This is a genomic window from Spirillospora sp. NPDC046719 (assembly GCF_040645715.1).
In the GTDB taxonomy this organism is placed as follows: Bacteria; Actinomycetota; Actinomycetes; order Streptosporangiales; family Streptosporangiaceae; genus Spirillospora.
Genome location: NZ_JBEYYT010000317.1, coordinates 1 through 11331, shown reverse-complemented (window position 1 = coordinate 11331; position 11331 = coordinate 1). Strand labels below are relative to the sequence as shown.

General features: G+C 70.1%; 19 protein-coding genes and 1 pseudogene. 18 read left to right on the top strand and 2 right to left on the bottom strand.

Annotated features, from left to right (window positions below):
- On the bottom strand, positions 1-114 hold a 114-nt coding region (locus tag ABZ914_RS36755; protein WP_500198938.1), incomplete at its 3' end, for a cytochrome P450.
- A gap of 86 nt (positions 115-200) precedes the next feature.
- Here ABZ914_RS36755 and rplP point away from each other — a divergent pair.
- From rplP to ABZ914_RS36670, 17 genes are all read left to right on the top strand, one after another.
- Entirely contained in the window at positions 201-620 is a 420-nt protein-coding gene (gene rplP, locus ABZ914_RS36750) for a 50S ribosomal protein L16 (RefSeq protein WP_151600432.1), read from the top strand.
- Positions 620-862: a 50S ribosomal protein L29 gene (rpmC, locus tag ABZ914_RS36745; RefSeq protein WP_151545534.1), complete on the top strand. Its 243-nt coding sequence runs from the start codon at positions 620-622 to the stop codon at positions 860-862. Before rplP ends, rpmC begins: the two co-directional genes overlap by 1 nt.
- A complete protein-coding gene (rpsQ, locus tag ABZ914_RS36740) occupies positions 859-1128 on the top strand; it encodes a 30S ribosomal protein S17 (RefSeq protein WP_151545533.1) in 270 nt (89 codons plus the stop codon). The genes rpmC and rpsQ overlap by 4 nt, the downstream gene beginning before the upstream one ends.
- A gap of 109 nt (positions 1129-1237) precedes the next feature.
- A complete protein-coding gene (gene rplN, locus ABZ914_RS36735; protein WP_021596728.1) occupies positions 1238-1606 on the top strand; it encodes a 50S ribosomal protein L14 in 369 nt (122 codons plus the stop codon).
- A complete protein-coding gene (gene rplX, locus ABZ914_RS36730; RefSeq protein ID WP_151545532.1) occupies positions 1606-1914 on the top strand; it encodes a 50S ribosomal protein L24 in 309 nt (102 codons plus the stop codon). Before rplN ends, rplX begins: the two co-directional genes overlap by 1 nt.
- 5 nt (positions 1915-1919) lie before the next feature.
- Positions 1920-2495 carry a 50S ribosomal protein L5 gene (gene rplE / locus ABZ914_RS36725; RefSeq protein WP_151545531.1) on the top strand — a complete coding sequence of 192 codons (576 nt, stop codon included), beginning with the start codon at positions 1920-1922 and terminating at the stop codon, positions 2493-2495.
- A 4-nt stretch (positions 2496-2499) separates the two neighbouring features.
- Complete coding sequence (locus ABZ914_RS36720) at positions 2500-2685, top strand: type Z 30S ribosomal protein S14 (protein ID WP_018657585.1); 186 nt, start codon at positions 2500-2502, stop codon at positions 2683-2685.
- Positions 2686-2824: 139 nt separating this feature from the next.
- Positions 2825-3223, top strand: coding sequence for a 30S ribosomal protein S8 (gene rpsH / locus ABZ914_RS36715; RefSeq protein ID WP_151545530.1), 399 nt, complete (start codon positions 2825-2827; stop codon positions 3221-3223).
- A 16-nt stretch (positions 3224-3239) separates the two neighbouring features.
- Complete coding sequence (gene rplF, locus ABZ914_RS36710) at positions 3240-3776, top strand: 50S ribosomal protein L6 (RefSeq protein ID WP_190862633.1); 537 nt, start codon at positions 3240-3242, stop codon at positions 3774-3776.
- Between the two features lie 2 nt (positions 3777-3778).
- Positions 3779-4165: a 50S ribosomal protein L18 gene (rplR, locus tag ABZ914_RS36705; protein ID WP_190862635.1), complete on the top strand. Its 387-nt coding sequence runs from the start codon at positions 3779-3781 to the stop codon at positions 4163-4165.
- 31 nt (positions 4166-4196) lie between these two features.
- Entirely contained in the window at positions 4197-4823 is a 627-nt protein-coding gene (rpsE, locus tag ABZ914_RS36700; protein ID WP_151545537.1) for a 30S ribosomal protein S5, read from the top strand.
- Complete coding sequence (rpmD, locus tag ABZ914_RS36695) at positions 4820-5002, top strand: 50S ribosomal protein L30 (RefSeq protein WP_021596720.1); 183 nt, start codon at positions 4820-4822, stop codon at positions 5000-5002. Before rpsE ends, rpmD begins: the two co-directional genes overlap by 4 nt.
- Position 5003: 1 nt before the next feature.
- Positions 5004-5471 carry a 50S ribosomal protein L15 gene (rplO, locus tag ABZ914_RS36690; protein ID WP_151545527.1) on the top strand — a complete coding sequence of 156 codons (468 nt, stop codon included), beginning with the start codon at positions 5004-5006 and terminating at the stop codon, positions 5469-5471.
- Positions 5472-5687: 216 nt separating this feature from the next.
- Positions 5688-6983 carry a preprotein translocase subunit SecY gene (gene secY / locus ABZ914_RS36685; RefSeq protein ID WP_173101564.1) on the top strand — a complete coding sequence of 432 codons (1296 nt, stop codon included), beginning with the start codon at positions 5688-5690 and terminating at the stop codon, positions 6981-6983.
- Positions 6983-7636: an adenylate kinase gene (locus ABZ914_RS36680; RefSeq protein WP_151545526.1), complete on the top strand. Its 654-nt coding sequence runs from the start codon at positions 6983-6985 to the stop codon at positions 7634-7636. The genes secY and ABZ914_RS36680 overlap by 1 nt, the downstream gene beginning before the upstream one ends.
- Positions 7637-7828: 192 nt before the next feature.
- Positions 7829-8641: a type I methionyl aminopeptidase gene (gene map, locus ABZ914_RS36675; protein ID WP_433240760.1), complete on the top strand. Its 813-nt coding sequence runs from the start codon at positions 7829-7831 to the stop codon at positions 8639-8641.
- Positions 8642-8681: 40 nt separating this feature from the next.
- Positions 8682-9128, top strand: a complete 447-nt coding sequence (locus tag ABZ914_RS36670; protein ID WP_500198933.1) for a DUF1707 SHOCT-like domain-containing protein — start codon at positions 8682-8684, stop codon at positions 9126-9128.
- Between the two features lie 13 nt (positions 9129-9141).
- Here the strand turns inward: ABZ914_RS36670 and ABZ914_RS36665 are convergent, their stop codons facing one another.
- A complete protein-coding gene (locus tag ABZ914_RS36665; RefSeq protein WP_433235042.1) occupies positions 9142-9957 on the bottom strand; it encodes a phosphodiesterase in 816 nt (271 codons plus the stop codon).
- 297 nt (positions 9958-10254) lie between these two features.
- On the opposite strand from ABZ914_RS36665, the pseudogene ABZ914_RS36660 reads away from it, so the two are divergent.
- A pseudogene (locus ABZ914_RS36660) lies at positions 10255-11331 on the top strand (hypothetical protein); the annotation flags it as partial.

The window sequence follows — 11331 nt, the reverse complement described above, 5'->3', positions numbered from 1 at the left end:
GAGCTCGCGGAAGACGGCGCGCATCTGGGTGCGGGCCAGGTGGGCGCCGAGGCAGAAGTGGGGGCCGAAGCCGAAGCTGACGTGGTCGCGCGGCGGCGAGGCCCGCGGCGGCAACGAGGCGCCGAAGCAGCAGCAGAGTTCCGAGCAGCCGGCGCAGACGGCCGACGCTGCTCCGCAGGGTGAGGGGAGCTGAGTAACCCATGCTGATCCCTCGCAAGGTCAAGCACCGCAAGCAGCACCACCCGAAGCGCCGCGGCATGGCCAAGGGCGGCACCAAGGTGACGTTCGGCGAGTACGGCATCCAGGCGGTCGAGGCCGCCTACGTGACGAACCGGCAGATCGAGGCCGCGCGTATCGCGATGACCCGCCACATCAAGCGTGGCGGCAAGGTCTGGATCAACATCTTCCCGGACCGTCCGCTGACCAAGAAGCCCGCGGAGACCCGGATGGGTTCCGGTAAGGGCTCCGTGGAGTGGTGGGTCGCGAACATCAAGCCGGGCCGCGTGCTGTTCGAGATCTCCTACCCGAACGAGCAGATCGCCCGCGAGGCGCTGACCCGCGCGATCCACAAGCTTCCGATGAAGTGCAAGATCGTTAAGCGAGAGGTGGGTGAGTCCTGATGGCCAAGGGTCTTACCGCCGACGACCTGCGGACCGAGCCCGAGGACGTTCTGGTCACCAAGCTGAAGGAGGCGAAGGAGGAGCTGTTCAACCTCCGCTTCCAGGCCGCGACCGGCCAGCTTGAGAGCCACGGGCGGCTGCGCACCGTCAAGCGCGAGATCGCCCGCATCTACACCGTGATGCGGGAGCGCGAGCTCGGCATCGTCACGGTCGCCGAGGACGCCGTGGAGGGCACCGAATGACCGAGCAGACTCAGGCGCGGAGCAGCCGCAAGGTCCTGGAGGGCCTGGTGGTCAGCGACAAGATGGACAAGACCGTGGTCGTGTCCGTCGAGGACCGTGTGAAGCACGCCAAGTACCACAAGGTCATCCGCCGCACGAAGAACTACAAGGCGCACGACGAGGCCAACGAGTGTGGCGTCGGCGACCGCGTCCGTCTCATGGAGACCCGCCCGCTGTCGGCGAGCAAGCGCTGGCGCGTGGTGGAGATCCTGGAGAAGGCCAAGTAGGAGCCGCGAGGCTCTCGCGGGACGTGAGTCCCGCATTGAACACCGATGGTTCCACCAGGCTCCTCGGACCAGGTCCGAGAGAGAACCGGTGTGACGAACAGGAGTTGACGTGATCCAGCAGGAGTCGCGACTCAAGGTCGCCGACAACACGGGTGCGAAGGAGATCCTTTGCATCCGGGTTCTCGGCGGCTCGGGTCGGCGCTACGCGGGAGTCGGCGACATCATCGTCGCGACGGTGAAGGACGCCCTTCCCGGCGCGGGCGTGAAGAAGGGTGACGTCGTCAAGGCGGTCGTCGTGCGCACCCGCAAGGAGCGCCGGCGCCCGGACGGCTCCTACATCCGCTTCGACGAGAACGCCGCGGTCCTGATCAAGGACGGCGGGGACCCCCGCGGCACCCGCATCTTCGGCCCGGTGGGCCGCGAACTGCGCGAGAAGAAGTTCATGCGCATCATCTCGCTCGCGCCGGAGGTGCTGTGATGAAGATCCGCAAGGGCGACGAGGTCGTCGTCATCGCCGGCAAGGACAAGGGCGCCACGGGCAAGGTCCTGCGCGTCCTCCCGCGCGAGGACCGCGTGGTCGTCGAGGGCGTCAACCTCATCACCAAGAACATCAAGGCCGACCAGCAGCGTGCCGGCAAGGAGAGCGGCCGCGTGACGGTCGAGGCGCCGCTGCACGTCAGCAACGTCGCGCTCGCCGAGGACGGCAAGCCGGTCCGGGTCGGCTACCGCATCAACGAGGACGGCACGAAGGTTCGGATCTCGCGCCGTAGCGGTAAGGAGATCTGAGACCGATGACCGAGACCGTCACCGAGCGTCCCGTCCCGCAGCCGAGGCTCAAGCTCCGCTACCGCGAGGAGATCGCGAAGCAGATGCAGGAGCAGTTCGGCTACGCCAACGTCATGCAGATCCCCGGGCTGACCAAGATCGTGGTCAACATGGGCGTCGGCGACGCGGCGAAGGACGCGAAGCTGATCGAGGGCGCGATCCGCGACCTCTCCCAGATCACCGGGCAGAAGCCGGCCGTGAACCGGGCCCGCAAGTCGATCGCGCAGTTCAAGCTGCGCGAGGGCATGCCGATCGGCGCGCACGCGACGCTGCGCGGCGACCGGATGTGGGAGTTCCTCGACCGGCTGCTCGCCACCGCGCTGCCCCGTATCCGTGACTTCCGCGGCCTGTCGCCGAAGCAGTTCGACGGCAACGGCAACTACACCTTCGGGCTGACCGAGCAGGTCATGTTCCACGAGGTCGACCCGGACAAGATCGACCGGACGCGGGGCATGGACATCACGGTCGTGACGACCGCGAAGACCGACGACGAGGGCCGGGCGCTGCTCAAGCTCCTGGGCTTCCCCTTCAAGGAGAACTGAGCAGATGGCGAAGAAGTCGCTGATCGCCAAGGCGGCGCGGAAGCCGAAGTTCGGCGTGCGCGCGTACACTCGTTGCTCGCGCTGCGGGCGCCCGCGCTCCGTCTACCGGAAGTTCGGCCTGTGCCGCGTGTGCTTCCGGGAGATGGCCCACCGCGGCGAGCTGCCGGGCATCACCAAGTCCAGCTGGTAGGAGCCTCCCCTCGGCGACGGGGGGAGCCCACCGGCGTGTATCAACCACCGGGCATCCGCACGGGTGCCCACGACCACGCCAAAGGTCCACGGGACGACATCACCCCGAGGAAACCGTGGCGAGGGAGGGCCAGCAGGCCATGACGATGACCGACCCGATCGCAGACATGCTGACGCGTCTGCGCAACGCGAATTCGGCGTACCACGACTCGGTGGCGATGCCGTACTCGAAGATCAAGGCGCACATCGCCGAGATCCTCCAGCAGGAGGGCTACATCTCGGGCTGGACCGTGGAGGACGCCGAGGTCGGCAAGAAGCTCACCATCGAGCTGAAGTTCGGACCGACCCGCGAGCGTTCGATCGCCGGCATCAAGCGCGTCTCGAAGCCGGGTCTGCGCGTGTACGCGAAGAAGGACAACCTGCCGAAGGTGCTGGGCGGGCTGGGCGTCGCGATCATCTCGACGTCCTCCGGCCTGATGACCGACCGGCAGGCGGGCAAGCGCGGCGTGGGCGGCGAAGTCCTCGCCTACGTCTGGTGAGGGGAGGGCTCTAACAATGTCGCGAATCGGACGTCTCCCCATCACCGTGCCCAGCGGCGTCGAGGTCACGCTCGACGGCCGGGAGGTCACCGTCAAGGGGCCGAAGGGCACGCTGTCGCACACGGTCGCCGAGCCGATCGAGGTGGCGATGGAGGACGGCAAGGTCACCGTGACCCGGCCGAACGACATCAACACGGTGCGCGCCCTGCACGGGCTCACCCGCTCGCTGATCAACAACATGGTCGTCGGTGTCACCGAGGGCTACAAGAAGACCCTGGTCATCCAGGGCGTCGGCTACCGTGTGGTGGCCAAGGGCAAGAACCTCGAGTTCTCGCTCGGGTACAGCCACCCGATCACGGTCGAGCCCCCCGAGGGCATCACCTTCACGGTGGAGCGGCCGACCCAGCTGACGGTCGAGGGCATCGACAAGCAGAAGGTCGGCGAGATCGCCGCCAACATTCGCAAGCTGCGCAAGCCCGACCCGTACAAGGGCAAGGGCGTGCGGTACGAGGGCGAGCAGATCCGCCGCAAGGTCGGAAAGGCTGGTAAGTAGTCATGGCAGGCACCAAGGCCCTGGCCGCCAAGGCCACGTCGGCGCGGGCCAAGTCCCGCAAGCGCCGGCACCTGCGGGTCCGGAAGAAGGTCGTGGGCAGCGCCGCGCGTCCTCGCCTGGTCGTGACCCGCTCCACCAAGCACGTGTTCGTCCAGGTCATCGACGACAGCAAGGGCCACACGCTGGCCTACGCGTCGACGATGGAGGCGGACCTGCGCGCCGACTCCGGCGACAAGACGGCCAAGTCCCGCAAGGTCGGCGAGCTCGTCGCCGCCCGCGCGAAGGAGGCCGGTGTCTCCGCGGTCGTGTTCGACCGCGGCGGCAACAAGTACCACGGCCGCATCGCCGCTGTGGCGGAGGGTGCGCGCGAGGGGGGCCTGGAGCTCTGATGGCCCTTTCCAAGGCAAACGAGAGGAACCACTGATGGCAGCGCAGAGGCGTGGTGGCGGTCAGGGTGGCGACCGTCGCGACGGCCGCCGCGACGACCGCCGCGGTGGCGCCGACAAGGGCCAGTCGTACATCGAGAAGGTCGTGGCGATCAACCGTGTCGCCAAGGTCGTCAAGGGCGGTCGCCGGTTCAGCTTCACCGCTCTGGTGATCGTCGGTGACGGCAACGGCACCGTCGGCGTCGGCTACGGCAAGGCCAAGGAGGTGCCCGCGGCGATCGCCAAGGGCGTCGAGGAGGCCAAGAAGCACTTCTTCAAGGTGCCGCGGATCCAGGGCACCATCCCGCACCTGGTGCAGGCGCGGGACGCGGCGGGCGAGGTCCTGCTGCGCCCGGCCGCCCCCGGTACCGGCGTGATCGCCGGTGGCCCGGTGCGCGCGGTGCTGGAGTGCGCGGGCATCCACGACGTGCTGAGCAAGTCGCTGGGCAGTGACAACGCGATCAACATCGTGCACGCCACGATCGCGGGGCTGAAGTCGCTGAAGCGTCCGGAGGAGATCGCGGCCAAGCGCGGCCTGCCGATCGAGGACGTCGCCCCGGCGGCCATGCTGCGCGCTCGCGCGGCGGGCAGCGAGCCGAGGGCGGAGGCCGCGACCTCATGAGCAACCTGAAGATCACGCAGACCAAGTCCGTGATCAGCGAGAAGCAGAACCAGCGTGACACGCTGCGCACCCTCGGCCTGAAGAAGATCGGGCAGAGCGTGGTCCGCGAGGACCGCCCCGAGGTGCTCGGCATGATCCGGACGGTGGCCCACCTGGTCACCGTCGAGGAGGTCGACTGACATGGCCGCCGATCTGGAGAAGGACGGCACGCCGCTCAAGATCCACGACCTGCGTCCGGCCCCCGGCGCCAACAAGGCCAAGATCCGCAAGGGTCGCGGCGAGGCGTCCAAGGGCAAGACGGCGGGCCGCGGCACCAAGGGCACCAAGGCCCGCAGCACGGTGCCGGTCGGGTTCGAGGGCGGCCAGATGCCGCTGATCCGCCGGGTGCCGAAGCTGAAGGGCTTCAAGAACCCGAACCGGGTCGAGTTCCAGGTGGTGAACCTGGACAAGCTCGCGGCGCTCTACCCCGAGGGCGGCGAGGTCACCGCCGAGGACCTGGCGGCCAAGGGCGCGGTGCGCCGCGGCCGGCCGGTGAAGGTCCTCGGCACCGGCGAGATCTCCGTGGCCGTGCAGGTGAAGGCGCACGCCTTCTCCGGCGCCGCCAAGGAGAAGATCGCCGCCGCCGGCGGGACCGCCGACGAGCTGTAAGGCGACACCTTCGATGCCGGGGCCGTCTTCGCCTTGCCCCGCGGGCCGTAGGGCCCGCGGGGCGGGCGGGGCGGCCCCGGTCTCATCTGCTGTTAGAGTCACACCGGCGGAGGCGACGCGCGTGAGATTCCCCACGATCTTCGTATCCGCCGTATCCCATGGACCTGTAACCGGCCCCTCGGCGGCCATGTTCTCGCCAGTCGCGCAGGAGGAATGGTGCTGACCGCGTTCACTCGGGCTTTCCGTACGCCCGACCTGCGTAAGAAGCTGTTGTTCACGTTGTTCATGATCCTGGTGTTCCGGATCGGGGCGACCCTTCCGACGCCGAACGTGAACGTGAGCGTGCTGAAGTCGACCGCGGACGCGGCGAAGAAGAGCAACCAGCTGTACGGTCTCGTCGACCTGTTCAGCGGCGGCGCGCTGCTGAAGCTGTCGGTGTTCGCGCTCGGGATCATGCCGTACATCACGGCGAGCATCATCCTGCAGCTGCTGACGGTGGTGATCCCGCGGCTGGAGGCCCTCAAGAAGGAGGGCCAGGCGGGCACCACGAAGATCACCCAGTACACCCGGTACCTGACGATCGGGCTGGGCATCCTGCAGGCGACCGGCATCGTGGCGATGGCCAGCACCGGGCAGCTGTTCCAGGGGCAGTCGGGCAGCGACAACATCCTGTACGACACCGGCGTGTTCCCGATCATCACCATGGTGATCTGCATGGTGGCGGGCACCTCGGTGATCATGTGGCTGGGCGAGCTGATGACCGACCGCGGCGTCGGCAACGGCATGTCGATCCTGATCTTCACGCAGGTGGTGGCGGTCTTCCCGTCCCAGTTCTGGAGCATCTACAAGGCCAAGAACGGGTTCGTCTTCGCGCTGGTGATCATCGTCGGGCTGGCCATCATGGCGGGCGTGGTGTTCGTCGAGCAGGCGCAGCGCCGCATCCCGGTGCAGTACGCCAAGCGGATGGTGGGCCGGCGGATGTACGGCGGCACCTCGACCTACATCCCGCTGAAGGTGAACCAGGCGGGCATCATCCCCGTGATCTTCGCCTCATCGCTGCTGTACCTGCCGGTGCTCGCGACGCAGCTGTGGCCGAACACCAAGTGGCTGCAGAAGGTGCAGCCCTACCTCCAGCAGGACAATCCCTGGCACATGGGGATCTTCTTCGTCTTCATCATCTTCTTTACCTACTTCTATGTGGCGATCACCTTCAACCCCACTGAAGTCGCCGACAACATGAAGAAGTATGGTGGATTCATCCCAGGTATCCGTCCTGGCCGGCCGACCGCCGAGTACCTCGACTACGTGCTGACCCGGATCACCACACCCGGTGCGCTCTACCTGGGGCTCGTCGCCCTGATCCCCATGGTGGCGTTCGCACTCCTGAACGCGACCCAGAACTTCCCCTTCGGCGGCACGAGCATCCTCATCGTCGTCGGCGTCGGACTGGATACCGTGAAGCAGATCGAGAGTCAGCTACAGCAGCGCAACTACGAGGGCTTCCTCCGGTAGTGCGTATCGTGCTGGTGGGCCCCCCGGGAGCGGGCAAGGGGACGCAGGCCCAGTTCATCGCATCTCATCTGTCCATCCCGAAGATCTCGACAGGTGACATCTTCCGCGCCAACGTGAGCGGCGGCACCGAACTCGGCCGGCAGGCCAAGGAGTACATGGACCGCGGCGACCTCGTCCCCGACGAGGTGACGATCGCGATGGTGCGCGACCGGCTGGCCGAGGACGACGCGCGCGACGGGTTCCTGCTCGACGGGTTCCCGCGCAACGTCCCGCAGGCCGAGACGCTGAAGAAGATCCTCGCCGAGTGGGACACCCGCCTGGACATCGTCCTGGAACTGGTCGTCGACGAGGACGAGGTCGTCCGGCGCCTGTCGGGCCGCCGCACCTGCGACAAGTGCGGCCGGATCTGGCACGTCGACTTCGACGACAAGCAGGACGACATCTGCGACGACTGCGGCGGGCGGCTCTTCCAGCGCGACGACGACAAGGAAGAGGTCGTCATGCACCGGCTGGAGGTCTACCGGCACGACACGGCGCCGCTGGTGCAGTTCTACGCGGACGAGAACATCCTCGTGGGGATCGACGCGACCGGCCCGGTCGAGGAGGTCACCAAGCGCGCGCTGACGGCGCTGCGGCCGCTGGAGAGGGACTGAGGGACTCAGCTTTGGGACCGCGCGCTCGCGGTCTCCGGGACCGGTGCGCCGGCGGATGACGGAGCATGGAGGCAGCGGCAGGCTGTTCCCGGCTCCGGCCCGCGCAGGACGGGTCCCGACAGGGCATGAACGGTGGACGTGGACGCCGGGGCCGCTTCGTGGCGGTCCCGGCGATCTTTGTTAGGGGGAGACATGTTCAAGCGGCGCAGGCCCGCGATCCAGGTGAAGACGCCCGAGCAGATCGAGCGGATGCGCGCGGCGGGGCTGCTGGTCGGCCGCACCCTGGAGGTCCTCCGGGAGGCGGTGAAGCCGGGGATCAGCACCCTCGACCTCGACGCGATCGCCGAGCGGCACATCCGCGACCACGGCGGCGTGCCGTCGTTCCTCGGCTACCACGGCTTCACCGGGACGATCTGCGCGTCGATCAACGAGGAGATCGTGCACGGCATCCCGCGGCCGGACAAGATCCTGCGGGACGGCGACGTCATCTCCCTCGACTGCGGCGCGATCGTGGACGGCTGGCACGGCGACGCGGCGATCACCGTGCCGGTCGGGGAGGTCACCGACGAGCTGCGGCGGCTCCTGGAGGTCACCGAGACGTCCCTGTGGCACGGTCTGGCGGCCGGAAAGGCCGGGGCCCGCCTCACGGACATGTCGCACGCGATCGAGTCTCACATCCGCTCTCAGGGCTCCTACGGCATCGTCGAGGGCTACGGCGGGCACGGCATCGGGACCGAGATGCACATGGACCCGCTGATCCCGAACCACGGCGCCCCCGGGCACGGCCCGGAGCTGGAGGTCGGGATGTGCTTCGCAGTGGAGCCGATGGTCAACCTCGGCACCAAGGAGACCGAGGAGCTCGACGACGGCTGGACGGTGATCACCACCGACGGCCGGGCCTCCGCGCACTTCGAGCACACGTTCGCCGTCACCCCGGACGGCCCCCGCGTCCTCACGGCCCTCGACGAGGGCCGGGAGTGGTTCGCCAGGCTGGAAGTAGGCTGATCGTAGGACGTACCGTGTCGTGACGATCGGGAGGGCATCGATGGCGCCGAACCCTGAGATCCGGGCATCGGACGCCGATCGCGACCGGGTGGCGGAGAGCCTGCGCGAGCACTGCGCCGAGGGCCGGATCACGATGGACGAGATGCAGGAGCGCCTGGAGTCCACGTACGCGGCCAAGACCCTCGGCGACCTCCAGGAGATCACCTCCGATCTGCCGGAGCACGACCTCTACCAGCACCCGATCCCGGCGTCGCGCCCCAACAGCACGGCGAGCCCGGCCGTCCGGCGCTCGGGCGGCGACCTGTACCGGCAGGGCGGGCGGGCCGTCTGGGCGACCTGGGCGACCGTCAGCGCGATCAACTTCGTGGTGTGGCTGGCCCTGGCGGTCACCGGCAACGTGGTCTACCCGTGGTGGATCTGGGTGGCCGGGCCGTGGGGCGCCCTGCTCCTCATGGGGGCGGTGTTCGGCCCGCGGCGCCGCCCCTGACCTTCCGGAGGGGCTACTCCACGTCCATCAGCGGGCGGTAGTTGCCCGTCGGGACGAAATGGGTCGTGGCCGCGCCCTCGTCGGACACCAGGTGCACCGCGAACCCGGCGGGCTCCCCGGTCACCGCCGCCCGTCCCGGGTGCGTCAGGTCCAGGAACAGCTGCCGGTAGGTGCTCGGGCACGTCGTGCTGACCGTCCCGGCCAGCGACCCCACCGACCCCCGGTGCACGTGCCCCGAGATGATCCGCACCACCTGCGGATGCCGGGAGATCACCTTCGCGAATCCCGCCGGGTCGACGAACCGCATGTCGTCGATGAACCTGATCCCGATCGGGAACGGCGGATGGTGCGTCGCGACCACCGTCGGCGTGGCCGGCGCGGCGCCGAGCGCCCCGTCCAGCCACGCGAGCCGCTCCTCGCTCATGTGCCCGTGCGGATGCCCGTCCACGGTGGTGTCGCAGCACACCAGCCGCACGCCCGCCACGTCCACCGCGTACTGGACGGGCGCCTGCGGCCAGATCCCGGTGTCGACCACGGCCGGGTGATCGCCGAACGCGGCGCGCATGGCGTCCCGGTCGTCGTGGTTGCCGGGCATCGGGTAGACCGCCATCGGCAGCGGCGACAGCAGCGCGTGCAGCCGCGCGTACTCCTCGGGCCGTCCGCCGTCGGCGAGGTCGCCGGTCAGCACCACCGCGTCCGGCCGCGCGGGCAGCGCCAGCAGGCTGGACACCGCCGCGCGCAGGGCCCGCACGGGCCCCGACCCGTCGTCCACCTCGCCGTCACGTCCGGCCGCCAGGTGGATGTCGCTCAACTGCGCGATGATCGCCATTGATCCTCCCCTCGCCAGGGCACGTCCCAGCACATCACGGCCCCGCCTTCGGGGCACCCCCCGGCCCCCGCGCCGCAGACGATCTTCGCGTCCGAGCGCCTCCCTGTCGAACCGGCGCCGCCAGGCTGCGGCCCGCCTCCCGCACAAACGCCCCGGGAGTGATGTTCGTGCCGCCCTGGACCCTGGAGACCCTCGGCACCTGCGCCCCGGGCCGGCACGCCCTCGCGACGCCCCGCCTCTTCCTGCGCACCGCCACCCACGGCGGGCTCGGGGCCGCTGGATCAGGCGACGTGGGGGATGACCAGGGACAGGGCCGAGGTGACGTCCTCGGGGGCGGGGGGGGCGCGGGGGGGGGGGGGCGCCCCGGCGCGCGCGGCGCCGCTCCCCCCCCGCGCCGGCGGGCCCGGCGCCGCGAGGCGGCCCGCGGGCGCCGGCGCGCCGCCGCTGACCGTCCTGGACGGCCCGGAGCCCGGTCCGGTGCTGCGCATCGGCGGCGATCCCGAGCGGCTCGGCCGGACGGCGGTCGTGGTCACCGGCGACGATCCCGGCACCGACGCGCTCCGGCGGGTGTTCCTGGGGATGCTCGCCGACCTCGGCCTGTCCCCCGCCGAGATCGCGCGGCGGGTCGTGACGGTGGCCGCGCCGGGGTCCGGCGCGGCGAAGCTGGCGGCGGAGGCCGGGCATCCGGTGGTGGAGGCGCCCGCGCCGACCGCGTTCGGCGCCCTGTCCCCCTACGCGCTGGTGCCGGCCGCCCTGGCCGGCGCCGACCTGTCGCCCCTGCTGGACGAGGCGGCCCGGGTGCTGCCGGCGCTCACCCGTCCGGAGAACAACCCCGGCCTGGTGCTGGGCGCGATCCTCGGCGGGGCGGCGCGGGCCGGGCGCCGCACGGTCGTGCTGGGCGGCTACTCCGCGGCGCTGCCGGGCCTCGCCGACTGGGCGGCGCTGCTGCTGGACGAGGCGGCCGGCGGCCGGATCGTGCCGGTGGTGCAGGGCGGCGGGCTGCCGGTCGCGCCCGGCGACGACCTGTTCCTGCTGACGCTGGACGGCCGTCCGCACCAGGACGACGCGACCGTCTCCGGCCCGGCGGCCGGGCAGCTCGTCGTGTGGGAGTACGCCGCCGCCGTCGCCGCCTACCTGCTGGACCGGGACCCGATGGCGCCGCCCGGCCGGGCCGCGCCGGTGACGCTGGACGACGGGGCGGGCGACCCGGTGCTGTCCGACGGCGATCCGGGCCGGTCCGTCGAGGTGCACACCACCGACCCGGCGCTCGCCGGGGCGCCCGACCTGGGCGCGGTGCTCGCGGCGCTGGCCGCGGCGGTCGGCCCGGACGAGCATCTGGCGCTGGTCGCCTACCTGGACCCGGACGAGGCCGCC